Source organism: Burkholderia theae (assembly GCF_048565265.1).
GTDB classification, from domain to species: Bacteria; Pseudomonadota; Gammaproteobacteria; order Burkholderiales; family Burkholderiaceae; genus Burkholderia; species Burkholderia theae.
In genome coordinates this window covers 1,166,047-1,191,014 of record NZ_CP183463.1, presented here as the reverse complement: position 1 = coordinate 1,191,014, position 24,968 = coordinate 1,166,047, and the positions used below count along the sequence as shown (strand labels likewise).

Below are 24,968 nucleotides of genomic sequence, written 5' to 3'. Positions count from 1 at the left end.
CAATCATTGCTTGAGGGACGCGACGTATGCAGAAACCTGCGCGATCTCGTCATTGCTCAGCAGCGGCACGATCAGGCTCATCAGCTTGCCCTTGCCGCCGCGCGCGCCGCTCTTCCACGCATGCAGTTGCTCGTTCACGTAGGACTCGTGCTGCCCCGTGATACGCGGGAAATCCGGCGGGATACCGCCGCCGGCCTCGCGGTGACAGGATAGGCAGGCGGGCGCGCCACCTGCGCCGCCGTGCGTATAGATCGCCTTCCCCGCGTCCACCAGTTCCCGATGCTGGCTCTCGCCCTGCGTGGGCTTTTGCGCGCTGTAGTAGTCGCCCAGCGCTCTCATGTCCTCGTCGCTGAGATCCTCGACCATCGCCTGCATGACCGCGCTATGGCGAAGCGGTGTGATGCCCGGCCCGCCCTTGAACTGCGTGAGCTGTTTGTACAGATATTGCGGATACTGTCCCGCGAGTCGCGGATAAATGTCGGCGCTGCTGTTTCCGTCGATGCCATGGCACGCCGCGCAACGGGTCGTCGTGAGCTCGTGCACGCGCGCTGCCGGATCGGCAGCGTGCGCGACGACGCATGCCGCGCCGACCGACGCGGCCACCACGGCTCGAACCAGCGCTCGCGCGGCGCGGCCACGCCCCACTCGGATTTCCTTCATCGTCGTCCCCTCTGATTGGCCAGATCGAGGGTATGCGCGTGCGCGGTCGAAGTCCTTGACGGCTGATCGCGTCGTTTACCAAAGCGTCCGGTTTTTTCGCGAGAGGCGTCGCGGGGCGAAACCCCGCTCGACGACGGCAAACCGGCCGGGATCCATCGCCTCGGCCGGCCAGCAGCCCACACCACTTTCCGGGCAAGATCCGCCCCTAATTCCCCTCTCAATCCGTGACTTCAAAAACATCAGATGATTGCATTTTTACATTCAATGTGATTTTATTATCAATTGTTGCAAGCCGCCGCCGATCACGCGTGCGGCCGCACCCCATACCAAGGAAGAGACGCAGATGGAGACAATCGCCGTCATCGGCAGCAACATGGTCGACCTCGTGACCTATGTCGAGCGCATGCCCGCCCGGGGCGAAACCCTCGAAGCGCCGAACTTCGAGCTCGGCTGCGGCGGCAAGGGCGCGAACCAGGCGGTCGCGGCCGCGCGCCTCGGCGCGCGCGTCGTGATGGTCACGAAGGTCGGCGACGACGTGTTCGCCGACAACACGATCCGCAACTTCGAGCGCGAAGGCATCGACACCACGCACGTGCGCAAGGTCGCCGGCGTGCCGAGCGGCGTCGCGCCGATCTTCGTCGAACCCGATTCGAGCAACAGCATCCTGATCGTCAAGGGCGCGAACCGCCACCTGACGCCGGCCGACATCGACGCGGCCGCGCCGACGCTCGCCGAATGCGCGCTGATCGTGCTGCAGCTCGAGATCGAACTCGACACCGTCTATCACGCGATCGCGTTCGGCGCGCGGCATGGCATCCCCGTGCTGCTGAATCCCGCGCCCGCGGTGGCCGACCTCGATTTCGAGCGCATCCGCTCGGTCGAATTCTTCGTGCCGAACGAAACCGAGCTGGCGATCGTGTCGGGCATGCCGGTCGATTCGCACGACACCGCGGCACGCGCCGCCGAAGCGCTGGTCGCGCGCGGGCTGAAGCACGTGCTCGTCACGCTCGGCGACAAGGGCTCGCTGCTCGCGTCGCGCGATGGCGTACGGCACGTGCCGGGCGTGCCGGTCGACGCGCGCGACACGACAGGCGCCGGCGACGCGTATATCGGCTGCTTCGCGCGCTGCTACGCCGCGTCGCGCGATGCCGTCGACGCGATGCGCTACGCGTCCGCGTATGCCGCGCATTCGGTCACCGGCCTCGGCACGCAGAAGTCGTATGCCGACACCGCGACGTTCGAACGCTTCCTCCGCGACGCCGGCCTCTGAACGGCGCCTTGATCGACGAGACAACCCGGGAAGGAGACACCCGTGAGCCGAACCAGAATCGAACACACACCCGACGGCTATTACCTGAATCGCACGCCGCTTTTCGCCTTCACGCTGCTGTGCTGCCTGTTCGCGCTGTGGGGCACCGCCGCGAACCTGAATGACGTGCTGATCGCGCAGTTCAAGAAATCGTTCTTCCTGTCCGACTTCGAGTCGGCGTTCGTGCAGTCCGCGTTCTATCTCGGCTACTTCTTCCTCGCGATTCCGGCCGCGACCGTCGTGAAGAAGTTCAGCTACAAGACGACGATCCTGGTCGGCCTGCTGCTCTACACGACCGGCTGCCTGCTGTTCTTCCCGGCCGCGTCGATGGCGAAGTACGGGATGTTCCTCGTCGCGCTGTTCGTGATTGCGGCAGGCCTGTCGTTTCTCGAAACGGCATCGAACTCGTATTCGACGCTGATGGGCCCGCGCGACACCAGCACGCGGCGGCTGAACATCTCGCAGACGTTCTATCCGTTCGGTGCGATGGCCGGCGTAGTCATGGGCAGCGTCCTGATCTTCAAGGAAGGCGACGCGTCGCATGCGCAGCTCGCGGCGATGTCGGCGGCCGACGCGCACGTGCACCAGCTCGCGATGATCCAGGCCACGCTCGAGCCGTACAAGTGGCTGATCGTCGTGCTCGTCGCGGTGTTCATCGTGTTCGCGCTCACGCCGTATCCGGCCTGCAAGGGCAACGGGCCGGGCGCGGCCACGCACCGGATCGACGCGCGCGGCACGCTCGCACGGCTGTTCGGTAACCGGCGCTTCGTCGCGGGCGTCGTCGCGCAATTCCTGTATGTCGGTGCGCAAGTCGGCGTATGGAGCTTCACGATCCGGCTCGCGATGCAGATCGGCGGCCTCACCGAGCGCGGCGCATCGCACTACCTGCTCGCGACCTTCTTCGCGTTCTTCGTCGGCAAGCTGATCGCGACGCTCGTGATGAAGCGCGTCGGGCCGGCCAAGGTGCTGATCGTCTACGGCATCCTGTGCATCGCGCTGCTCGCGTACACGATCAGCGTGCACAACATCACCGCCGTCTATGCGGCCGTGTGCGTGAGCGTGTTCCTCGGCCCGTGCTGGCCGACGATCTATGGCCTCACGATCGACGGCCTCGGCAAGGACACCGAATACGGCGGCTCGATCCTCGTGATGAGCATCGTAGGCGGCGCGGTCGTGCCGCTGATCCAGGGGCTGATCTCCGACCATACTGGCGGCAACATGCAGCTCGCGTTCGTCGTGCCGCTCGCGTGCTTCGTCGTGATCGTCTACTACGGCTTCTACTGCCTGCGCCACCAGGCAGCCGCGATACCCGACGCGACGGCCGACGGCACCGCCCGCGCGCGCTATGCCGCGACGCGCAACACGTCGGGAGCGTAAGCATGCGAGGCGAGATCGAACTGCGACGCGACGACTTCCGCGAAGCACCGCGCACGCTGTACCGCACCGACGGCGTCACGGTCACCGCGTTCGCCTATCCGTCCGGCGTCGAGGCGCTGAAGCTCGAGAACCGCCGCGGCCACCTCGTCGTGCTGCCCTATCTCGGCCAGATGATCTGGGCCGCCGCATTCGACGGTCGCGACCTGACGATGAAACACATGTTCCGGCAGCCGAAGCGCACGGCGTCGATCATCGATACCTACGGCTGCTTCATGTTCCACAGCGGGCTGCTGCGCAACGGTTGCCCGGGGCCCGACGACACGCACGCGCTGCACGGCGAGATGCCGTGCGCGCCGATGGACCGCGCGAGCCTGGTTGTCGGCGCGGATGCGCATGGCGCGACGGTCGAAGTGACCGGCGAATACGAATACGTGCAGGGCTTCGGCAGCCACTACGTCGCGCGTCCGTCGGTGCGGCTCGCCGAGCACGACGCGCAGATAACGATCGCGATGGACGTGACGAATCTCGGCGGCGCGCCGATGGACCTGATGTACATGGCGCACCTGAACTACGCGTACGTGCCGGGCGGCCGGTTCGTGCAGTCGCTCCCGCGCGGCGGGGTGCGGCTGCGTGACAGCGTGCCCGCGCACGTGAAGCCGACCGCCGCGTGGCGCGACTACACGGCCACGCTCGCGCGCGAACCGGAACGGCTCGCGACGCTCGATACGCCCGCGCTGTACGACCCCGAGATCGTGTTCTTCATGAATGACGTGGAAACGGACGCGGACGGCGTCGCGCATTTTCGGCTCGTGCATCCGGACGGCGGCGCATTCCATACCGCCTACCGCCCCGAACAGTTCCCGCACGCGACGCGCTGGATCCTGCACAACGCGGACCAGCAGGTCGCTGCATTCGCGCTGCCGTCGACCTGCGAGCCGGAGGGTTATGAAGCCGAACGCCGCAAGGGCCATGTCGCGTCGCTCGCGCCGGGCGCGACGCGCCGCTTCGAAGTCGTCACCGGCTACCTGAGCGCGGCGGAAGCACGCGATGCATAACGCGATGCGCGGCCGCGTTGCGTCAGGTCACGAGCGCGATTCCGTGTTCGCGGATCGTCGTTTCGTAGCGGCGGCTCAGCTGTCCGTCGGAGATCACGTAGTTGAAGTCGGTCAGTTCGGCAAAATAGGCCGCGCGCACTTCGTCGAACTTCGTGTGGTCGACCAGCAGGAAGCGGTTCTGCGCGCGCGCCATCACCTTCTTCTTCGCGTCGACTTCGTGGAAGTTGAAGCACGTGACGCCGCAGCGGTCGCTCACGCCGGCCGCCGAGATGAACGCCTTCGACACGCGCACCGAGTCGAGGATCCCCGTTTCGGCGACCGATTCGAACACCATGTTCTGGCGGTGATACGCGCCGCCGCACAGGATTACGTTGCAATGCGGCTTCTGCTGCAGCTTCGCGAACACGTTCAGCGCGTTGCAGACGGCCGTGAATTCGAGGTCATCCGGAATGAAGTCGACGATGAACGGCGTGGTCGAGCCGCAGTCGACGAAGATCGTGTCGCCGGTGGTCACGAACTGCGCGGCAAGCTTGCCGATGCGGCGTTTTTCCTCGGTCTGCCGGTTGTTCTCGGCGCTGATCAGGTATTCGCCGATGTCGCTGCGCTGCGCGGCGAAATGGCGCGTCACGTAACCGCCGATCAGGCTGAGGCCGTGCGGGTTGTCCGCGAGATCGCGACGGATCGTCATCTCGGACACGCCGAACAGCTCGGCCACTTCCCTCAGATGAATCGCGTTCTGCCCTTGCAGCACGTTCATCAGCGTCTTGATCCGTTCGCCCTTCTTCGTTTCCATGCCTGTATCCTGCGTACCCGTCGCACCTGCCGCTTGTCGTGCCGGGCGTGCGGAGCCGGCCGGAATGTCGTATTTGTAACAAACCGATGTGAAAACATCAACTTTCCGTGTGCCTTTCCGGCATACGATCCGTGGAGTCCTGAAACATGCCGCTTTCCAACGCCCAGCTCGCCCAAACCATCGATCACACGCTGCTCGCGCCCGACGCGAGCGACGCGCAGATCCGCGAACTCTGCCGCCAGGCGGCCGCGCATCGCTTTTACTCGGTCTGCGTGAATTCGGCGAACGTGCCGCTCGCCGCGCGCGAGCTGACCGGCACCGGCGTGCTCGTGTGCGCGGTGGTCGGCTTTCCGCTCGGCGCCGGGCTGTCGGCCGCGAAGGCATTCGAGGCGTCGGCCGCGATCGCGGCGGGCGCCGGCGAGATCGACATGGTGATCAACCTCGGCGCGCTGAAAAGCGGCCGCGCCGACGACGTGAAGGCCGACATCGAAGCCGTGCACCACGCGTGCGGCGCGGTGCCGCTCAAGGTGATCCTCGAGACGGGGCTGCTGAGCGACGACGAGAAGGTGCGCGTGTGCGAGATGTGCCGCGATCTCGGCGTCGCGTTCGTGAAGACGTCGACGGGGTTCGGCCACGGCGGCGCGACGCTCGCGGATGTCGCGCTGATGCGCCGCACGGTCGGCCCGGATCTCGGCGTGAAGGCGTCCGGCGGCGTGCGCGACCGCGCGGCCGCGCTCGCGATGCTCGAAGCCGGCGCGACCCGGCTCGGCACGAGTTCGGGGGTGGCGATCGTCACCGATCAGGGCAGCAACGACGCGGGGTACTGACGACGCGGTGCGGGCAACCCGGCTGCGCGATCCTGCCGACAGCCGGCGCTTCCCGGCTGGCAGGGAAGCCGCGCGTCACTCGCGCACGGCCTCGGCCTCCATCGAATGCATGGCCTCCGCCGGACCGCACATGCCCGCCGCCGGCAACGTGACCGTCACCGTCGTACCCTGCCACGCGGCGCTGTGCACGTGGATCTCGCCGCGATGGCGCTCCACGACCGCCTTGGCGAACGCCATCCCGAGCCCGACGCCCTTCGCGTCGGGTTGCCCTTTCAGGCGAAAGCGCCGGTAGCGCTCGAACAGTCTCGCCTGATCCTCGGCCGCGATCCCGTAACCGTGATCGCGGATCACGCAGCGCACCGACGCGCGATCCTCGGCCAGCTCGACGCTGCACTCGATGCGGGTATGCGATGCGCTGTATTCGACGGCGTTCCCCAGCAACTTGACCAGCGCGCGCGACAGCAGCACCGGATCGCCGTGCACGAGCGCATCGTCGCAATACGGCACGTCGTCGACGTCGATCTCCTTTTCGCTCGCGCGCGACCAGACTTCGTCCCGCGCCTGGTTCATCAGGTCCGAGACATTGACGAGCTCCAATGCGTACTCGCCCGCCTCGGCCCGCGACACTTGTGCGAAGCCGTCCGCCATCGCCAGCGTATGACGCGTCAGCCTGCCGATCTCGTGAAGGCGTTCGCGCAACGTGCAGTCGAGCGGGCACGCCGCCGGCGCGCCCACGAGCACGACGACCGACGTGAGCGGCGCACGCATGTCGTGCGAGAACAACGTCAGCATGTCGTTGCGCTGCCGCTCGAGCACCTCGCGGCGGACGTACGCGCCGCGCAGCCGGTCCAGCGCGTCGTTCAACCGCGCGATCTCCGGACCCGTGCCCGGCACCGCGACGATCGGCGATACGTCGCCCTGGCTCAGCGCGACGATGCCCCGGCTCAACGCGTCGAGCGGTTTCGACAGCGTCCGCTGCGTGCCGCGTACGAGCAGGAACAGTATCGCGATGCAGCACGCCGCTTCGGCGGCGGACAAGGCCATTCTGAAACGAGCCGCATCGCGCAGCTCGACTGCGCGCGCCCGCGTGACGTCCATCACGCGATCGCGCAGTTGTTCCGCCGGTCGGAGGTCGCGCATGATCCGCTGCGTGAAGTCCTCGGCATTCATCGCATAGCTGCCCGTCCGGCCTGCGCGGATCGTCGCCGAGACAAGCGGCAGGAGGCTGCCCTCCATCGTATCGTTCAGCCGTGCGAAGTCGTTCGCGAGCGTTGCGTCGGCGAGCTGCGGCGGGATCGCGCCGGCAATCAACGCACGTAGCTGCACGATGCGCCCGCGCATCTGGAGAATGCGCGCGATCCGCTCGTCGTCGAGTGGCGCGTTCCGCATCAGCGATGCGACGAACAGCGAGCCGAGACGCCCGGTGTATTCGCGCAGGTCGCCGAGCAGGTGCGCGAGCATCAGCGCGTTCGCCGTATCGGGGTGGCGCATCGCGGTGCCCGCCATCACGTCGTGCGCCAGGGTCGCGAGATCGTCGGCGGCCGCGAACATCCGGTCCTGCGCGGACTGTACTTGCCACACCATGCGCGCGTCCGGTGGCTGCGCGGCGAGCGTGTCGACCTCTTGCCGCGCGCCGGCCAGCTCGGCGCGGATCGCTTCGATCGCATGCAGCGCGATCCCGCGTTCGGGCGCGTCGAGCACGCTCGCCTGCGCGAGATGCGTTCGAAGCGCGTCGAGCGCCTGGTCGGAGCGCACCCGTGCGGCGTTCACGGCCGTCACGTCGGCCGCCGCGTCGCGCCGCCGATGCGCGAGCAGCGAATTGGCCGGCCAGCGTTCAGCCGAGATCAGGTTCAACGCGATCATCGCGCGCTCGACCTGTTCGAAGTCGCGCAGGTCGAGGCTCCCCTGGCGGTACTGCCGGTAGCTTTCCCAGACGTTCGTCCCGCACGCCACCGCCGTCAGCGCCACCACAAGCGCGAAGCCGGCACGCATCCGCTGCCGGATCGAAAAACCGCCGGGGTTCACGATGCCGGCCCGGTTCGCAACGAACGTGCGACGCACGCAGCCTCGTCCGCTCCGCTAACCGGCATCGCGTTCTCCCCGCCAACCGCCCGCCCCGCACCCGCGCGTCGCGACCGTGCCGCCCTTGCAGCGGGACATGATCGTCGCGCGTGCGTCTTGCCGCGTCGCGCAGGGCGCGACGGGGTCGACACGCGGCGGCGCGTCGACCGCACGCTTGCCGGCGCGTGCCGGCAGCCGGCACGCAACACAGACCGTATGGCGCCGCAACGCGTAGCGATACGTGACGAACGACGCGCCGCAACGCGCGCATGGCGCGAGGTCGAGCACCCCGCCGTCGATGAAGCGCACGAGCATCCAGGCCCGCGTCAGATCGAGCGGCAGCGCAATGTCTGCGCCGCCGTGCTCGGCGTATAGCGTGTAGCTCTTGACGAGTGCCTCGAGCCGGGAGCAGCCCGCGTCGTTGCGCAGGAAACGGTAGATGCCATGGAACAGCGATGCGTGAAGATTCGCGAGCCATGTCATGTACCAGTCCGTCGACGACGGCAGCATCCCTTTCGGCGCCGCGACACCGCGCACCTCCCGGTAAAGACGCGCGAGACGATCGTACGGCAGCGCGCACTCGATTTCCAGCATCTGGAGCCGCGCGCCGAGCCTGATCAGCGCCACCGCCTGCATCGTGCGTTGCGCATCGTCCACGAGGTCGTGCCGCCTGACAGGATCGTTCATGATGCGGCCTCGTCGGGCAGCGCGAGACCCGCCAGCGCCAGCGCGGTATGGAGACGCACGATGTCGACCGGCGGCGTCGCGCGGGTCAGCGCCGATATCACGCCGTGCCGGCTCGGCCGCAACGCGCAGATGAGCTGTCCCGTCGACGCGAGATCGTTCATGTGCTTCACCGACAACGCCGCCAGCGCGGCGGCGACGTCGGCGCTCACACCCAGACGGAACATGCCGATCGCGCGATCCGACTGCAACAGCCGCTGCGCCAGGCACAGATACGACATGTTCAATTCCCACATTGCGTCACTGTCGTTGACAAGCTTCATCGTTCACCTCGATTAATGCGCGGCCAGGGTCAATGAGTCGTCGTCAAAATACGTGCCGATAAAATTCTTATTACAGATCGTTATGTTCTTCTGGCAGTACGAAATATCGAAACCGGACATTCCCGCACGATTCGCAGCGCGCGCATGCATGGGGCTGCGATTCAATTCGGGCGCGGCTTCAGGCGTCGCAGACCGCGTCGCGGCGCTGCGCGCGGTGCCTCGCGCAGCGCCTCCGAAACAGCCTGCATTGCAAACCGTCACGATTGAGTCTCGGCGATATCCCGTCGAATGTAAACGCGACGTTAGGCGCAAGACAAATGCAGGATAAATAGAGGACAAATGAGACTTTAGTATTAAGACTTTCGTCTTGTACAATCCGGTTCGCTCAGACCGAATCAGCATCGGCCGTCCCACCTTTCATCACCCCAATGAAAATTCTGATCGTCGACGATCACGCGATCCTGCGGGACGGCGTGGAAATGCTGCTCCGTCAGGAGGACAGCAACACGGTCGTCGTTCAGGCGGGCAATGCGGATGACGCGGTGCGGATGCTCGACCAGCACACCGACCTCGACGCCATCGTGCTCGACCTGAAACTGCACGGCATGAACGGGCTCGAAGCGCTCGCCGTGTTCGCGCGGATGCGCCCGGGGCTGCCCGTCATCGTGCTGTCTTCGTCGGAGGATCTGAGCGCGGTGCGCAACGCGTTCGCGCAGGGCGCAATGGGCTACGTCCCGAAGTCCGCCGGCCCGCGCACGCTGCTGTCCGCCATCCGGATCGCGCTCAACGGTGAACGTTACGTACCGCCGCTCCTGCTCGACGAGCAGGCCGCGCCGCACCCGGACGGCGCGACGAGCCCGCCACCCGCGTTACGCGACTCGACGTTGACGCAACGCCAGATCGAAGTACTCCGCTATCTTGCGGAAGGCGTGCCGAACAAGGTCATCGCGGACAAGCTCGGCTTGTCCGAAAAGACCGTCAAGGCGCATATCACCGCGATCTTCAAGGCACTGAACGTGATCAACCGGACCCAGGCGGCCGCCGCCGGCAGGAAGGCCGGACTGATCTGATCGCCTGCCTGCGGAGTGCCGATCGAACCGGCCCGTTGGCGCGGGAGGTGTACCGCGCGAATTGCCAACCCGACGCGAATCGCCTAGATTTTCTTCATCCTCATCGCCAGCGGGATCGCAGATGGCCTCCACGTCTCGCCCCACGGACGGTCACGCATCGCCCGATGCGCCGACCGACCCTGACGGCCCGTTCGATCTCGCCGCGGACGTGATCGAGCGATGGCAACGCCTCGTCGATCTGATGGCGGATATCGTCGGCGTGCCGGCCGGGCTGATCATGCGCCACGTCGGCAAGGACATCCAGGTGGTGGTGGCCAGCCGCAACGAAACCAATCCGTTCTATCAGGGCGAATCGGCCGAGCTGTCCGGCTCGGGGCTCTATTGCGAGGCGGTGATCGAGAGCGACCGCTCGCTGGTCGTGCCCGATGCGCGGCAATCGGCGCAATGGCACGACAACCCGGACCTGCGCGTCAACATGGTCTCGTATCTCGGCCTGCCGATCCACTGGCCCGACCGCACGACGTTCGGCACGATTTGCGTGCTCGACTGCAAGGAAAATGCGTATTCGGAACGGTACATCCGGCTCGTCGAGGAATTCCGCGACCAGATCGAAATGCAGCTCCAGCTGATCGACGCGCAGCGGATCGCCGAACGCGAGCGCCTGCGCGCCGCACAGCTCGCCGAAAACTTCCGTCTGCAGAAGGATCTCGCCACCGAGGCCTCGCACGTCAAATCGCGCTTTCTCGCGGCCGCGAGCCACGACCTCCGCCAGCCCGTCCATGCACTCAGCCTGTTCGTCGGCGCGTTGCGGCACGTTCAGATGCCCGCCGACGGTGCGCTGCTCGTCGAACGCATCAACCAGTCCGTCAATGCGATGGACGAACTGTTCACCGCGATCCTGGACATCTCGCGGCTCGACGCGGGCGTCGTACCCGTGCATCGCCGACCGTTCGCGATCGACACGATGCTGGAGCGCGTGTGCAGCGACGTGGCCGTCGACGCGCATGCGAAGGGGTTGCAACTGACGTACGTGCGCAGCACCGTCGTCATCGACTCCGATCCGGTATTGCTCGAGCGCATCGTGCGCAACCTGCTGTCGAACGCGGTGCGCTATACCGACACCGGACGCATCGTCGTCGGCTGCCGGCGCACCCGCACGCACGTGCGCGTGCAAGTCATCGATACCGGGCGCGGCATCCCGGCCGATCAGCAGGACCGCGTGTTCGACGACTACTATCAGTTGACCCATCACGGCCGCGGGCACGAACAGGGCATGGGCCTCGGGCTGGCAATCGTGCGGCGCCTGGCCGAGCTGCTTGATTGCCCGCTGATGCTGCGCTCCGCGCCCGGGCGGGGCTCGTGCTTCGAACTGCAGGTGGCGCGAATGCCCGCGACCGCCCAACCGCCCGGCGTCGTCGCGGACGAGATCGCCGTCGACGCGGCCGCGGCCGCCGCCCACCTCGTGGTCGTGATCGACGACGAATCGGCCATCCGCACCGGGATGTCGATCCTGCTCGCGCAATGGGGCTACCGGGTGGTCGCGACCGCGTCGGCAAGCGAGGCGATCGCACGCCTGGCGTCGGACGACGTACGCCCGACCTTGCTGATCTGCGATCTGCACCTGCACGGCGACGAGAACGGAATCGGTGCGATCTCGCGGCTGCGCGACGAATACAACACGGCCATTCCGGCGATGCTGATCACCGGCGACACGACGGCGCGCCGGCCCGGCCGGTCGAAGCACGGCGGCTTCATGCTGCTGCACAAGCCGGTGCCGAGCGACAAGCTGCGCTCGGCAATGGAGCGTGTCCTGCGCGCGCAGACGGGGAGACAGGCTTTCGGGCACACCGATCGTGACAACAAACCCTAGCCGGTGCGCGGTCCCGAATCAGGCCATCAGCCGGTCGTGAGCCCCGCAATACGCTCACGCAGCCGCGGCGCGACGAAATCGAGAAACGCGCGCAGCTTCAGCGGCATCGGCGCCTGCCCCTTGTGCACGAGGCTGACCGGCAGCGGTTGCGACTCGAACGCATCGAGCACCACGTCCAGCATGCGATCGCGCAGTGCCTGAGCGACCTGGTACGACAGCACGCGGATCAGCCCCACGCCGAGCACGGCGGCATCGATGGCCGCTTCGGCCGTATTCACGGCGAAGCGTGAGTGGACGGGCACCGTCAGTTCGCCCTTCTCGCCGTCGAACACCCACGCGCGACGCGACGCCAGCACCTCGAACGTAATGCATTGATGCCGCGCCAGATCGCCGGGCGCTTCGGGTGCGCCATGTGCCGCGAGGTAGGCGGGACTCGCGCAGATCACGCGGCGCACGCTGCCGACACGGGTCGCCATGAAGGTGCTGTCGGGCAACTCGCCGATCCGCAGCGCGACGTCGATCTGCTCTTCCATCAGATGGGTCACGCGGTCCGTCAGCACCAGACGCACGTCGATCTCCGGATAGTGGGCGAGGAACGCGGCCACCACCGGCACGATATGCAGGCGCCCGAACACGATCGGCGCGGTAACGATCAACTCGCCGCGCGGCGCCGCGTATTCGCCGGTGGCGGCGCGCTCGGTTTCCGCGATGTCGTCGAGGATGCGCCGGCAACCGGCCACATAGGACTCGCCGGCCTCGGTCAACGACAGCTGCCGGGTCGTGCGATGCAGCAGCCGCGTATTCAGGTAGGTCTCGAGGTCCGAGATCTTGCGGCTCACGGTCGCCAGCGGAATGCCGAGCTGGCGCGCGGCGGCCGACATGCTGCCGGCATCGATCACCGCCACCAGCAGGGACATCGACTCGAGGCGGTTCATGGTGCCTCTCGAATTTTGGAAAGATGATTCCAAATTCTGCTGGATTATCTTTCCCAGTGCAAGGCGGTAGGCTGCTTCCAGATCATCCCGCCGACCGCATCCGCTGCCGGCAAAAACGGATCGCCACGAAAGGAACCCGCCATGAACGAATTGCCCCTTGCATCCGGCATGCCGCCCGTCGCGGCTGCCGCGCCGCCCGCCACCGCCTCGCGCGGCAAGATCGTCGCGATGGCCGCCATCGCCGGCGCGGTGGTGACCAACATCTACTGCACGCAACCGATCCTGCCGCTGATCGCGCAGAACCTGCAGGCCGACCCGGCGACGGTCGACCTGGTGGCCGGCGCGGCGCTGCTCGGCTTCGCGACCGGGCTGGCGCTGCTGCTGCCGCTCGGCGACCGCTACGATCGGCGCAAGCTGGTGCTGGGCCAGATCGCGCTGGCCTTCGCGTTCGCGGTGGCGTCGTCGTTCGCGCCGGGTGTGTGGGCGCTGGTCGGTACCGCGTTCGGGCTCGGGGTGGTCAGCTGCGTGCCCCAGCAACTGGTGCCGTTCGCGGCCGTGATGTCGGCGCCCACCGAACGCGGACGCAATGTCGGCACGGTGGTCACCGGCATCATGGTCGGCATCCTGCTCGGCCGCGCGGTCAGTGGCCTGATCGCCGCGCACTACGGCTGGCGCGCGGTGTATGGCGTCGAGGCCGCCGCGATGGTGCCGGTGGGCATCGCCGCCGCGTGGCTGCTGCCGCGTGGCGTGCCGAGCACCACGCTGTCCTATGGCCGGCTGCTCGCGTCGCTGTGGACGCTGGCACGCGCGCATCGCCCGATTCGCGAATCGATGATCGTGCAGGCGCTGCTGTGGGCCGCGTTCAATGCGTTCTGGGTCAATCTCGCGGCGCTGCTCGCCGACGGGCCCTGGCACCTCGGCAGCGCGTGGGCCGGCGGCTTCGGCCTGATCGGCGCGGCGGGCGCGCTGGCCGCCACGATCGGCGGCCGGGCGTCGGACCGGATCGGCACGCGGCGCGTGATCGGCCTGGGCATCGCGATCGTGACGGTCTCCTACCTGATCCTGGCCGGCGCCGGCCGCTCGCTCGCGCTGCTCGTGATCGGCGTGGTGGTGCTCGACATCGGCGTGCAGGCCGGGCTGGTCGCGAACCAGACGCGCGCATTTGCCGCCGATCCGAAGGCGCAGGGCCGCATCAACAGCCTCTACATGACCGCGACCTTCGTCGGCGGCGCGCTCGGCGCAACCGTCAGCGGCGCGCTGATGGCCCGCTTCGGCTGGCATGGCGTGGTCGCGTTCGGCATCGCGGCCGGGCTCGCCGCCGCGCTCGTGCATCGCTGCATGGGGCGGCGCTGATCCGGTGTGCGCGATGACTGATCTCAACCTCATTCATAAGGCGCTCGCGCATCCGTTTCGACGGGACGTGCTGCGCTGGTTGAAGGCGCCGGACTCACCGGACACATTCCCAAGCGCGGCGCGCCTTCATTCGTGCCACGGCGTACCGCTCGCGTCGATCGTGGCGCGCAGCGGCTTATCGCAATCGACCGTCTCGGCCCACATCGCACTGCTGCGCGACGCGGGCCTGATCGTCGCGACGCCCGTCGGGCAGTGGATCTTCGTCGCCCGCAACGATACGGCCATCGCCGCGTTCGTCGCCCGGGTCGCCAGCGATCTCTGACCCGGCCCGGGGCAGCATCAGGTCGATGTGTTGCGTCGTGCCTGACGTCGCGTTCCGTGCGTTGTCCGAGCGGCGCCGGTAGCGCGGCGCTCAGCCCGTCCGCCGCACGGGTTCGCGTTCGTCCGCGTCGTCGTCGTCGACAAACCGCCCCGCGTAATCGCGCGCGAACTGCACGGCGATGCGGCCCGAGCGCGCGCCGCGTTCGAGCGCCCACTGCAGCGCGGGCTCGCGCGCCGCACGGATCTGCTCGGCGTCGAAACCTGCCGCGCCGAGACGGCTGTCGACGACGGCCAGGTATTCGTCCTGCGTGAAGCCGTAGAACGTGACCCAGATCCCGAAGCGCTCCGACAGCGAGATCCGCTCCTCGACCGCATCGCCGGGATGCAGCTCGCCATTCTCCGCACGGGACACGTTCGCGTTGTCGCTCGCGTGCTCGGGCATCAGGTGGCGGCGATTGGACGTCGCGTACACCAGCACGTTCGACAGGTCGCTCGCGACCGATCCGTCGAGCACGGTCTTCAGCCCTTTGTAGCCGGTCTCGCCCGCCTCGAACGACAGGTCGTCGCAAAACACGATATAGCGCTCGGGCCGCGCGCGCACCAGCTCGACGATCGCCGGCAGGTCGTTCAGCCCTTCCTTGCTGACCTCGATCAGCCGCAACCCGTGCGCCGCGAACGCATGCAGGCACGCCTTCACGATCGACGACTTGCCGGTGCCGCGCGCGCCGGTCAGCAGCACGTGATTGGCCGCGAACCCGCGCACGAACTGCCGCGTGTTCCGTTCAACGATCGCCGCCTGCCGGCCGACGTTGCGCAGCGCGTCGAACGCGACGAGCGCGGGTGACGGGATCGGCTCGAGCGGCGCCGCGTGATGACCGCCGCCGAAGCCGCGCCAGCGAAACGCGACGACCGCCTCGAAATCGACGGCCGCCGGCCGCCCGGTGTGCGCCATCGCTTCGAGCGCCACCGCGATCCGTTCGAGCTGACGCGCGAGCGACGACACGGCAACGGGTGCGCGCCCGTCCGGCAGCGCGGCAATCAGGTCCTGCACGTCGCGATCGCCGCTCATTGCCGAGCGCCCTGCGACGCACCCGCCTGAAACGGGAACCGCTGCGCGAGCGCCACGCCGAGCAGCGCGACGCCGCCGCCGATCAGGTGATAAAGCCGCAGCGATTCGCCGAGCAGCACGATCGCGCCGCCGGCCGTCATCACGGGCAGCAGGTTCATGAACATCGCGCAGCGGCTCGGGCCGAGCAGCCGCACGCCCTGCATCCACAGATAGGGCAGCACCACCGACGCCAGCACGCCGGCGTACAGGATCAGCGGCACGCTCGCGCGTGTCGGCCACGCGGCTTGCGCGGGCAGCCGCAGCAACATCGGCACCATGAACACGAGCGCGGCGAGCGCCTGCACGTAGGTCGACTGCCACGCCGGCAGCGCACCAATGCGCCAGCGCTTGAGCAGCACGCCGTAGAGCGCATACGCGGCCGATGCGGCCAGCATCAGCAGGTCGCCCGCATGCACGCCGCGCGCGGCGATCGCGGTCGGGTGCCCTTCGGCGATCAGGTACACGACGCCCGCGAGCGACAGCATGCCGCCGCCCACCATGCCCGCGCCCGGCGGATCGCCGAGCAGCAGCGAGCTGAGCGCCATCGTCATCAGCGGCACGAGCGCGGTGATGATCGCCATGTTGGTCGCGCTTGTCGTTTTCGCGGCCTCGTAGGACAGGCTCTGAAACAGCGCCATCGCGAGAAAGCCGAGCACCGCGAGCTTCGGCAGGTGCGCGACGAGCGCCGCGCGATTGCGCCACGCGGGGCGCAACGTGAACACGCTCATCAGCGCGACGGCGAGCAGCAGCCGGTAGAACGTGATCGCCGACGGGTCGATCGTCGATGCCGACAGCTTCGACACAACGACGTTGCCGGCCCACAGCGCGATTGCGCAGAAGGGAAACAGAAAAGGAGACTTGTTCATCGCGTTTGACGGATTAATATCGTGACAGGGGTCTGGCGTGCATCGGAACGCCATCGTGCCCGCCCGCCCAACTGCCTGTCTCACGCCAAAATGTCAGGACTTATCGCCAATCGGACAATCGAGTCCACCCCGCCCTTCGCGCACCTGCGCTACGAATCGACGCCGATGCCCGTGTCGGCGATGGCAGCGACGTACGCGCACGGCACGTGCATCGAGCCGCACCGCCATCGTCGCGCGCAACTGCTCTATGCGATCGAGGGCGTGATGCACGTGCAATCCGAAGGCGCGTCGTGGGTCGTGCCGCCGACGCGCGGCGTGTGGCTCGAAGCGGGCCTCGACCATACGGTGCAGATGAGCGGCGACGTGCAGATGCGCACCGTGTTCGTCGAGCCCGGCGCAGTCGAACACCTGCCCGCGCGGAGCTGCGTCGTGGAAGTGCATCCGCTGCTGCGCGAGCTGATCCTCGCCGCGGTCGACGTACCGCTCGACTACGCGCCGGGCTCGCGCCACGATCACCTGATGCACCTGCTGCTCGCCGAGGTGACGGTCGCGCCGCTGTTGCCGCTGTACCTGCCCTGGCCGCACGACGCGCGCCTGCGGACGATCTGCGACACGCTCGTCGCCGCGCCCGACGACCTGCGCACGATCGCCGAGTGGGCCGATGTGCTCGGCCTGTCGGTGCGCACGCTGCATCGCGCATTCCGCCGCGAGACGGGGCTCAGCTTCCGCCGCTGGCGCGAGCAGGCGCGGCTGCTGCTCGCGCTCAAGCGTCTGGCGCACGGCGAGAAAGTGCTGACCGTCGCGATGGATCACGGTTACAGTAGCCAGAGCGCGTTCTCCGCGATGTTCAAGCGGCATTTCGGCGTGTCGCCGTCGGCGTTTTATGCGTAGTGGGTGTTCGGCACGACGGCGGCGCTACCGCGCCGCGATCCCCGCGATGAAAAACACGCACGCGGCCGCCGACGCCACCGTGCGCACGTGATTCCACATCGTCCAGTCGTGCACATAGCGCGTCCACAGCGCCGCGCCATGCGTCGTGAGCGGATCGGCCGCGGCCAGCGCATCGTTGAGCGGCACGTTGACGGCCATCGTCACCGCGAACATGCCGAACACGTAGAGCACGCCGCCCGCGACCGCCGCCATCGCGCCCGGCTGGTCGCGATCGAACAGCGCGATCACGACCAGCGCGAGCGCCATCAGCGTCGTGCCGAGGAACAGCGGCATGAACGGCGAGCGCACGATGTCGACGTTGATCGCATTCATCGCGGCCACGCCGGCATGCGGCGCGATCCGTGCGAGCGACGTCATCACGAACGTCGAGAACGCGAAGTACACGCCGGCCATCAGCCCGCAGCCGATGGCCGAACCCCACAGCAACGCGGAAGTCACGAGCGCGATCATGGTCATGCGCTCCACACGCCGGTCGCGGCCGTCGCACGCGCATAGTCGGAGAAATCGCGCGCGGGCCGCCCGAGCGTCTCCTCGATGCCGTGCATCACCGCGCTGTTGCGCCCGTCGAGCACCACGCCGAACAGTTCGTCGAGCAGTGCGACGAACGGCTCCGGCACGCCAACCTCGCGCAGCGCCGCGACGAACGCGTCCGGCGGAATCTCGCGATAAGCGATTGGCCGGCCGGCAGCCCGCGCGATTTCGCCGACCGCTTCGGCGAACGTCAGCGCGCGCGGGCCCGTCACCTCGATCACCCGGTTCGCGAACCGCGCATCGGTGAGCGCGGCCACGGCCACGTCCGCGATGTCGTCCGCATCGACGAACGGCTCGCGCACCGCACCGGCCGGCAGCGCGACCTCGCCGGCCAGCACGCCGTCGATCAGGTAGCCCTCGGAGAAGTTCTGGTTGAACCAGCTCGCGCGCACCACGCCCCAGCCCACGCCCGACGCCTGCAGCGCGGCCTCGGCCGCCTGCGCGCGTGGCTCGCCGCGCCCCGACAGCAGCACCACACGTTCGACGCCGCTGTCGCGCGCGAGCCGCGCGAATGCGGCGATCGCGTCCACCGCGCCGTCGACGGCGAGGTCGGGCTGGTAGGTCACGTACGCGGCCGACACGCCGTCGAGCGCGGCGGGCCAGGTCGCGGGCGCCGTCCAGTCGAAGCGGACGGCCGACGTGCGCGACACGGGCCGGGTAGCGATGCCGCGTGCGCGCAGCCGCGCATCGACGCGGGCGCCCGTCTTGCCCGAACCGCCGACGATGAGGATGGGAAGTGCCGACATGTGCGTCTCCTTGGGTCAAAATACGAGAATGTCTCGCGTTTCAAAAACACGATAGACTCTCGCATTAGCAACGTCAAGTTTTTCTGGAGGCGGCATGGGCCGACAAAAATCGGGGCAGAACGACGAGCCTGAAGCGGTGGCAGCGGACGCGCCGGCGCGCGCGCGGCTCGTACCGACGCAGCAGCGCAGCCGCGAGCGGTTCGAACGCATCCTCGCGTGCGCGTCGGAAGTCATGATCGAGAAAGGCTGCGACGCGTTCCGGATGAGCGACATCGTCGAGCGCACGGGCATCTCGTTCGGTTCGCTGTATCAGTACTTTCCGGACAAGGCAGCCGTGATCGGCACGCTCGCGGAACGCTACAACGCAGTCGGGCACGACTGCGTGCGGCGCGATCTGGCGAAGATGAAGCGGATCGAGGATCTGCACGGCACGCTGTGCCGCATCACCGACAGCTACTACCAGATGTTCGTCGACGAGCCGCTGATGCGGGACATCTGGCGGGCCACGCAAGCCGACCGCGCGCTGCAGGAACTCGACCGGGCGGACGGCGTGTTTCTGGCCGGGCTATTGACCGGTGCGTTGCGGGATCTCGCACCGGCGGTACCCGACGCGCAGTTGGCCGCATTCTCGGAATTGACGATGGTGTTGATCGCTGCGGCGGTGCGGCATGCGATCGAACTGCCGCCGAAGGCGGCGCGCAGGATTCTCTCGATGTTCAAGCGGACATTGCCGGAAGATTTATCGGTGCTCGACAGCTAGGATGTGATCGAATCCCCGAACCGCGGCATTCCGATTTCGCACTTGAAACAAAATATTCGTTAATACAATTACGCAAATCCGTATGGGCGCAACCCGAGACCCCGGCGCCCGCCCCCCTGATTCCCCATCCAAACCGACTCAATAACCCGCTGCTCCCGGGAGCGCGGGTCTTTCGTCTTTCGCGCGAAGCAATCCGCTTCGTGACGCAACGCTCGTTTCGCCCCGGTGAACGTCGCGACGCTTTATTCAGCGCTCCGGCAGCCAGATTCCACCGGAGTCAACAAATCGCGAGATGATTAACCGAAATCGATTAACTCAATCAAATGCCGATGCTTAATGGAATCGATTTCAATCAATAATTCCAGCCATCCATCAATCTTGCCATTTACTTTTCAATTTTACTTCCGCTAAGCTTACGGCACGTTTTTAAACCCACCAAATCGATCGACGAATTTCCAACCCCAAGCAATCCGCATTAAATCGATCGATTATTGTTTATTTTGAAAATCAAATGAGACGGAATAAATCCATAAAAACCGGCAAGCCATCATGTGATTGACCGGGCTCTCCGTGCGTCGCGCGGCGACAGGTGCCTGCCGCCCCGACCACGCCTCTTTGGCATCGCGATTCAGGTTGCGCGGGACGGGCCCGATCATAGGGCCCGGCGGCGCCGCACCGCTATCGCGGACTTCGAACTCACACTCTTGCGAGCGCTGACGATGGACGACTTTTGCCGCGCGAACCTGCCCCCTGCCGAAGATTGGCCGGCGTTTGTCTTCGAGTTGCCGGGGCTGCAGTTTCCGCCGTTTCTCAATTGCGCCGCCGCGCTGCTGGATACCGCAGTCGAGGAACGGGGCTGGGGCGATCGCGTTGCGATCAGGACCGAGTCGGGCATCACGTGGTCGTATCGCGAGTTGCGCGATGCCGCCAACCGGATCGCCAACATGCTGGTCCGCGATGCGGGCCTGGTGGCCGGCAACCGGGTGCTATTGCACGGCGCCAATCACCCGATGCTGGCCGCCGCGTGGTTTGGCGTGGTCAAGGCCGGCGGCGTGGCCGTCGCGACGATGCCGAAGCTGCGCGCCGGCGAACTGTCGACCATCATCGGGCGAGCCCGGGTCACGCACGTCATCTGCGAAGCCGGGCTGTCGACCGAGCTCGACACGGCGATGGCGCGCATTCAGTGGCGCGGCGACGTTCGGTACTACGAAACGGACGACACGCATCCGCACGCGCACTGGCTCGGCGGCTATTCAGCGGCATTCGCGGCGGCCGACACGCGCGCGGACGATCCTTGCCTCATCGCGTTCACGTCGGGGACGACCGGGGAACCGAAGGCCACCGTCCATTTTCATCGCGACGTGATGGCGGCCTGCCACTGCTTTCCGCAGCACGTGCTCCGGCCCACGGCCGATGACGTCTTCTGCGGGTCGCCACCGCTCGCGTTCACGTTCGGCCTCGGCGCGCTGCTGCTGTTTCCGATCAGTGTCGGCGCAAGCGTCGTGCTGTTGCCGAAAGCGAGCCCGGAGCGGCTGCTGGCCGCCATCGACCGGCATCGGGTCAGCATCCTGTTTACGGCGCCGGCAGCCTATCGGGCGATGCTCGACCATCTCGACACGCATGACCTGTCGTCCCTGCGCAAATGCGTGTCGGCGGGTGAAGCGCTCCCGTCCTGGACGCGCGACGCATGGCGGGAGCGCACCGGCCTGCACCTGATCGACGGAATCGGGTCGACCGAGATGCTGCATATCTTCGCGTCGACCGGCGACACCGGCGCGAAGGACGGCGCAATCGGCAAGGCCGTGCCCGGTTACCGCCTTGCCGTCCTGGATGAGCACGGCCAATGCCTGCCGCCCTACGAAATCGGCTACCTGGCCGTGCAGGGGCCGACCGGGTGCCGCTACCTGAATGACGCGCGGCAACGCGACTACGTGAAGCACGGCTGGAACCTGACGGGCGACAGCGCCTACCTGGACGAGGACGGTTATCTGTTCTATCAGGCGCGCGCCGACGACATGATCATCAGCTCCGGCTACACGGTGTCTCCCGGCGAAGTGGAGCAGGCGCTGCTGCGCCATCCCGATATCGCCGAATGCGGCGTCGTCGGACAGATCGACGAATGGGGCGGCACGCTCATCTGCGCGCATGTGGTGCTGCGACCGGGCGTCGACGGCTCGGACGCGTTGACGGCGCAGCTGCAGCAGCACGTCAAGAACGTGATTGCGCCGTACAAATGTCCGCATCGCGTGACCTATCACGCCGGCGGTTTGCCACGCAACGAATCGGGCAAATTGCGGCGCGCCGTGCTCCGGCAGGCGGGTCATGGCGTGACGCATCCCCTGAATCACGCAGTCCTCAACGAGCACGCCCTATGAAAATTCTCGGCGCCGCGGTGGCCATTCCGGACCCCGCGATCACCGCGCAATCCTGCGCCAACGATTACGCGATCAAGGCGGCCAGGCAGGCGCTGCAGCAAGCCGGTTGCCTGCCGTCGGAACTGGATCTGATCGTCAGCCTGTCGATTTCTCCCAGCCGGATGGCGGACGCGCCGACGATCGCCGGGCCGCGGCTGGCGCACTCGGTGCAGCGCGACCTGCGTGCGCGACATGCGGCCGTGTTCGATCTGCTCGACGCGGACTGGACGCTCGCACTCGATCTCGCGCAAAGCCATTGCAAACAGCTCGGCTATCGACGCGCGCTCGTCGTTCGCGCGGAGGCGCTCGCGGACGTCGAACAAGTGGCCACGAGCGGCTTCGCCGACGGCGCGGGGGCGATCGTCCTGACGCCTGCCGGCCAGGACCGCATTGATGCCAGCCGCTACGCGGACCTCGATTCGCCCCCGTTCGCGACGCTCGACGCGCTGCCCGCCCGGCGCGTGAACGGCCTCCTGTCGCTGGCCCGCTTCGAGAGCCGCTTCGATCACGCAACCGGTCGCTTCGACGCCGAACCGGCCAATGCGGCCAGCGCGGTGCGCGCAATGGTCGACGCGGTGCAGAGCCGCATCGACCATCGCGCCGCCACGCTGTTTTGCGAATCGTGGTTGAGCGGATGGCCGTCGATCGCCACCGGCGTGGGTCGCGATTTCCACGTCGATGTCGTCGCCGGTTCGACGGATATCCCGAACCCGTTCCAGCTGCCCGCGTGGCTCGCGTCCCGCGTCGCACATTCGATGTCGTTGCGTGAGGATGAACGGTCGGTGGTCGCCATGACGCTGGATCCGTTCAGGCCGCGCATCGCCTGCAGCACGATGGAGGTCTGATGGTGCACAACGTCCGAATCGCAAGTCTCGCGTGCCGCCTGCCGGCACGCCAGGTCCCCAACGACGATCCCGTGTTCGCGGACGTCGAGCCCATTCCGTCGGAATGGTGGCAATTCTGGGGCATCGAATCGCGCTACATGATCGATCCCGATGCCGGTGAATCCGAGCTTGCGCTGGCCGAGCGCACGGCCCGCGACGCACTCGCCCGTGCCGGCGTGGAGGCCGCCGAACTCGATCTGGTGCTGTTCAACATGACGTCGCCGTTCGTGTCGCTCGCCGACGGCCGGCGCCGTTTCGCGCCGCGGCTGTCGCGCGCGCTGCGCGACCGGCTCGGCGCCACGCGCGCGCTCGACGCCGATGTCGAGATGGAATGCGCGAGCTTCGTGCTGCAACTGCAGCTCGCCACCAACCTCATCAAGCAGGGGCGGGTAAAACGCGCGCTGGTGTGCTCGTCGGAGCGCATGTCGGCGGTGGTCGACTACACCAGCAAATCGTCGACGAACTTCGGCGATGGCGCGGCCGCGGCCGTGCTCGTCGCCGAGCCGGCCGATCCCGGCGGTGCCGACTGGCTGGATGCCGCGTATCGCAGCGATGCAACGCACTACGACCTCGTGACGATGCAGTGGCGCAACGCCCGGGCCGCGGCAGACGATGACGCGGCAACCGACGCCGACAACCCGTTCGGCGTGTATTTCACGCTCAAGCCCGAAGCGCAGGAGGCGATCTCGCGCTTCATGCCGGTGGCCATTCCCGATATTGTCGAGCGGCTGTTGCAGCGGAGCGGAACGGGCATCGCCGACGTCGATGCGATGGTGTTCCATCAGCCGTCGGCGCTGCTCGTGCGCGCATGGGCCCAGCGGCTCGGGCTCAAGCCCGACCAATACGTGATTCGCGTGGCCGATTGTGCGTGCCTCGTGTCGGCCGCCGTGCCGTTTGCGTTGTTCGAGTCGATCCGCGAAGGCGTGATCCGGCCGGGATCGTTGGTCGTGATTGCCGGCGCAGGCGCCGGCTGGGGCTTCGGCGCGCAATTGTGGCGCTGGGGCGAAACCGTCGTGACCGATGCGGGCGAAACCGTCGCCGCCGTCACGGAGCAGGAGGTGCGGGCATGACGACCAGACTCGTTATCGCCGGGATGGGCCACGCACTGCCGGAACGGATCGTCGGCAACGACGAAGTCGCCGGCATGATCGACACCAGCGACGTGTTCATTCGCGAACGAACCGGCGTCGTCGCGCGACGCTATCTCGCCCCCGATCAGGATCTGGCGGATCTCGCGTGCCCGGCCGCGGAGCGGGCGATGGCCGACGCGGGCGTCACCGCGCACGACGTCGATCTGCTGATCATCAATACGCTGTCGCCGGATCATCACGATCCGTCGCAGGCGTGCTACATCCAGCCCCGGCTCGGATTGCGGGAGATCCCGTGCTTCGATATCCGCGCGCAATGCAGCGGCGGGCTCTACGGGGTCGAGATCGCGCGCCATTTCCTCGCGAGCGGCCTGTATCGCAACGTGCTGCTGATCTGCGCCGAGGCGCTGTCGCGGCGGATCGACACCAGCAATGCCGGCCGCAATCTGTCGATCCTGCTGAGCGACGGTGCCGCCGCGCTGCTGCTGCAAGCGACGGACCACCCGGCGCACGGGCTGATCGACCTGACGCTCGGCGCCGACGGCACCCAGTTCGACCTGCTCAGCACCGAAGCGCCCGGCGCGCGACGCCCGCACTTCATCGACGAAGACGACATCGCGGCCGGCCGGCATTACTTCCGGATGAAGGGCGGGCCCATGTTCGAAGACGCCACGCGACGCATCGTCGACGCGTGCCGGCAGATGCTCGACAAGCACCGGCTGACGATCGGCGATATCGGCCTGGTCGTGCCGCATCAGCCGAACCTGCGCATCCTCGACGCGGTCATCGAGCGGCTCGGTCTGCCCCGCGAGCGCTGCATGATCTCCGTCGATCAGCTGGGCAATATGGCAAGCGCGGCGTTTCCGGTCGCGCTCGCCATCGCGCGCGAGCAAGGCCGCATGCCGGACGGGCAGCTCAACCTCTTCGTGACCTACGGCGCGGGCGCGACCTGGGCCTGTGCGCTTTACCGGAGCTGAACGAC

At 67.3% G+C, this 24,968-nt stretch carries 24 protein-coding genes; 14 read left to right on the top strand and 10 right to left on the bottom strand.

The features are described 5' to 3' along the window. Positions 1-3: 3 nt before the first annotated feature. Positions 4-660 (bottom strand): c-type cytochrome, encoded by a 657-nt coding sequence (locus tag ACN22W_RS37875; RefSeq protein ID WP_419690183.1) that lies wholly within the window; start codon positions 658-660, stop codon positions 4-6. A 343-nt stretch (positions 661-1,003) separates the two neighbouring features. On the opposite strand from ACN22W_RS37875, the gene rbsK reads away from it, so the two are divergent. From rbsK to ACN22W_RS37860, 3 genes are read left to right on the top strand one after another with little or no spacing between them, the layout of a single operon-like run. Further along, positions 1,004-1,930, top strand: a complete 927-nt coding sequence (gene rbsK / locus ACN22W_RS37870; RefSeq protein ID WP_129517882.1) for a ribokinase — start codon at positions 1,004-1,006, stop codon at positions 1,928-1,930. Positions 1,931-1,972: 42 nt separating this feature from the next. After that, the gene (gene fucP, locus ACN22W_RS37865; RefSeq protein WP_419690182.1) at positions 1,973-3,346 is read left to right on the top strand and encodes an L-fucose:H+ symporter permease; all 1,374 of its coding nucleotides are present in this window, start codon (positions 1,973-1,975) and stop codon (positions 3,344-3,346) included. A gap of 2 nt (positions 3,347-3,348) precedes the next feature. Then, on the top strand, positions 3,349-4,401 hold the full coding sequence (locus tag ACN22W_RS37860; protein WP_419690181.1) for an aldose 1-epimerase family protein: 1,053 nt from the start codon (positions 3,349-3,351) through the stop codon (positions 4,399-4,401). 22 nt (positions 4,402-4,423) lie between these two features. On the opposite strand, the gene deoR is transcribed toward ACN22W_RS37860, so the two are convergent. Beyond that, a complete protein-coding gene (gene deoR, locus ACN22W_RS37855) occupies positions 4,424-5,194 on the bottom strand; it encodes a DNA-binding transcriptional repressor DeoR (RefSeq protein WP_048249945.1) in 771 nt (256 codons plus the stop codon). A gap of 146 nt (positions 5,195-5,340) precedes the next feature. Between deoR and deoC the strand changes: the two genes are divergently transcribed. Then, positions 5,341-6,021, top strand: a complete 681-nt coding sequence (deoC, locus tag ACN22W_RS37850; protein WP_419690180.1) for a deoxyribose-phosphate aldolase — start codon at positions 5,341-5,343, stop codon at positions 6,019-6,021. 75 nt (positions 6,022-6,096) lie between these two features. Here deoC and ACN22W_RS37845 read toward each other — a convergent pair whose 3' ends face one another. From ACN22W_RS37845 to ACN22W_RS37835, 3 genes are read right to left on the bottom strand one after another with little or no spacing between them, the layout of a single operon-like run. Continuing rightward, entirely contained in the window at positions 6,097-8,082 is a 1,986-nt protein-coding gene (locus ACN22W_RS37845; RefSeq protein ID WP_419690179.1) for a sensor histidine kinase, read from the bottom strand. An 18-nt stretch (positions 8,083-8,100) separates the two neighbouring features. Next, positions 8,101-8,769, bottom strand: a complete 669-nt coding sequence (locus ACN22W_RS37840) for a FlhC family transcriptional regulator (protein ID WP_419690178.1) — start codon at positions 8,767-8,769, stop codon at positions 8,101-8,103. Continuing rightward, complete coding sequence (locus ACN22W_RS37835; protein ID WP_419690177.1) at positions 8,766-9,089, bottom strand: flagellar transcriptional regulator FlhD; 324 nt, start codon at positions 9,087-9,089, stop codon at positions 8,766-8,768. Before ACN22W_RS37835 ends, ACN22W_RS37840 begins: the two co-directional genes overlap by 4 nt. 428 nt (positions 9,090-9,517) lie before the next feature. Here ACN22W_RS37835 and ACN22W_RS37830 point away from each other — a divergent pair, with 428 nt between their 5' ends. Together ACN22W_RS37830 and ACN22W_RS37825 are read left to right on the top strand one after the other, a co-directional pair. After that, positions 9,518-10,159 carry a response regulator gene (locus tag ACN22W_RS37830; RefSeq protein ID WP_419690176.1) on the top strand — a complete coding sequence of 214 codons (642 nt, stop codon included), beginning with the start codon at positions 9,518-9,520 and terminating at the stop codon, positions 10,157-10,159. A 61-nt stretch (positions 10,160-10,220) separates the two neighbouring features. Beyond that, positions 10,221-12,029, top strand: coding sequence for an ATP-binding protein (locus tag ACN22W_RS37825; protein WP_419690175.1), 1,809 nt, complete (start codon positions 10,221-10,223; stop codon positions 12,027-12,029). Positions 12,030-12,055: 26 nt separating this feature from the next. Here the strand turns inward: ACN22W_RS37825 and ACN22W_RS37820 are convergent, their stop codons facing one another. After that, a complete protein-coding gene (locus ACN22W_RS37820; RefSeq protein WP_419690174.1) occupies positions 12,056-12,964 on the bottom strand; it encodes a LysR family transcriptional regulator in 909 nt (302 codons plus the stop codon). Between the two features lie 141 nt (positions 12,965-13,105). Here ACN22W_RS37820 and ACN22W_RS37815 point away from each other — a divergent pair, with 141 nt between their 5' ends. Both ACN22W_RS37815 and ACN22W_RS37810 read left to right on the top strand, forming a co-directional pair. Beyond that, the gene (locus tag ACN22W_RS37815; RefSeq protein ID WP_419690173.1) at positions 13,106-14,317 is read left to right on the top strand and encodes an MFS transporter; all 1,212 of its coding nucleotides are present in this window, start codon (positions 13,106-13,108) and stop codon (positions 14,315-14,317) included. A gap of 13 nt (positions 14,318-14,330) precedes the next feature. Further along, complete coding sequence (locus ACN22W_RS37810; RefSeq protein ID WP_419690172.1) at positions 14,331-14,639, top strand: ArsR/SmtB family transcription factor; 309 nt, start codon at positions 14,331-14,333, stop codon at positions 14,637-14,639. Between the two features lie 90 nt (positions 14,640-14,729). On the opposite strand, the gene ACN22W_RS37805 is transcribed toward ACN22W_RS37810, so the two are convergent. After that, a complete protein-coding gene (locus ACN22W_RS37805; RefSeq protein WP_419690171.1) occupies positions 14,730-15,707 on the bottom strand; it encodes an ATP-binding protein in 978 nt (325 codons plus the stop codon). Then, positions 15,704-16,612: a DMT family transporter gene (locus ACN22W_RS37800; protein ID WP_419690170.1), complete on the bottom strand. Its 909-nt coding sequence runs from the start codon at positions 16,610-16,612 to the stop codon at positions 15,704-15,706. The genes ACN22W_RS37805 and ACN22W_RS37800 overlap by 4 nt, the downstream gene beginning before the upstream one ends. Before the next feature lie 90 nt (positions 16,613-16,702). Between ACN22W_RS37800 and ACN22W_RS37795 the strand changes: the two genes are divergently transcribed. Further along, positions 16,703-17,503: an AraC family transcriptional regulator gene (locus tag ACN22W_RS37795; protein WP_419690169.1), complete on the top strand. Its 801-nt coding sequence runs from the start codon at positions 16,703-16,705 to the stop codon at positions 17,501-17,503. A gap of 24 nt (positions 17,504-17,527) precedes the next feature. On the opposite strand, the gene ACN22W_RS37790 is transcribed toward ACN22W_RS37795, so the two are convergent. Beyond that, positions 17,528-18,013: a DUF1772 domain-containing protein gene (locus ACN22W_RS37790; RefSeq protein ID WP_193102969.1), complete on the bottom strand. Its 486-nt coding sequence runs from the start codon at positions 18,011-18,013 to the stop codon at positions 17,528-17,530. A gap of 2 nt (positions 18,014-18,015) precedes the next feature. Continuing rightward, on the bottom strand, positions 18,016-18,840 hold the full coding sequence (locus tag ACN22W_RS37785) for an NmrA family transcriptional regulator (protein WP_419690168.1): 825 nt from the start codon (positions 18,838-18,840) through the stop codon (positions 18,016-18,018). Between the two features lie 94 nt (positions 18,841-18,934). Here ACN22W_RS37785 and ACN22W_RS37780 point away from each other — a divergent pair, with 94 nt between their 5' ends. The 5 genes from ACN22W_RS37780 (at position 18,935) to ACN22W_RS37760 (ending at position 24,963) form a co-directional block, all read left to right on the top strand. Further along, the gene (locus ACN22W_RS37780) at positions 18,935-19,600 is read left to right on the top strand and encodes a TetR family transcriptional regulator (protein WP_419690167.1); all 666 of its coding nucleotides are present in this window, start codon (positions 18,935-18,937) and stop codon (positions 19,598-19,600) included. A 719-nt stretch (positions 19,601-20,319) separates the two neighbouring features. Continuing rightward, on the top strand, positions 20,320-21,975 hold the full coding sequence (locus ACN22W_RS37775) for an AMP-binding protein (RefSeq protein WP_419690749.1): 1,656 nt from the start codon (positions 20,320-20,322) through the stop codon (positions 21,973-21,975). Next, positions 21,972-22,859: a hypothetical protein gene (locus ACN22W_RS37770; RefSeq protein ID WP_419690166.1), complete on the top strand. Its 888-nt coding sequence runs from the start codon at positions 21,972-21,974 to the stop codon at positions 22,857-22,859. Before ACN22W_RS37775 ends, ACN22W_RS37770 begins: the two co-directional genes overlap by 4 nt. Then, entirely contained in the window at positions 22,859-23,968 is a 1,110-nt protein-coding gene (locus ACN22W_RS37765; protein WP_419690165.1) for a 3-oxoacyl-ACP synthase III family protein, read from the top strand. The genes ACN22W_RS37770 and ACN22W_RS37765 overlap by 1 nt, the downstream gene beginning before the upstream one ends. After that, the gene (locus tag ACN22W_RS37760) at positions 23,965-24,963 is read left to right on the top strand and encodes a ketoacyl-ACP synthase III (RefSeq protein ID WP_419690164.1); all 999 of its coding nucleotides are present in this window, start codon (positions 23,965-23,967) and stop codon (positions 24,961-24,963) included. Before ACN22W_RS37765 ends, ACN22W_RS37760 begins: the two co-directional genes overlap by 4 nt. Positions 24,964-24,968: the final 5 nt, after the last annotated feature.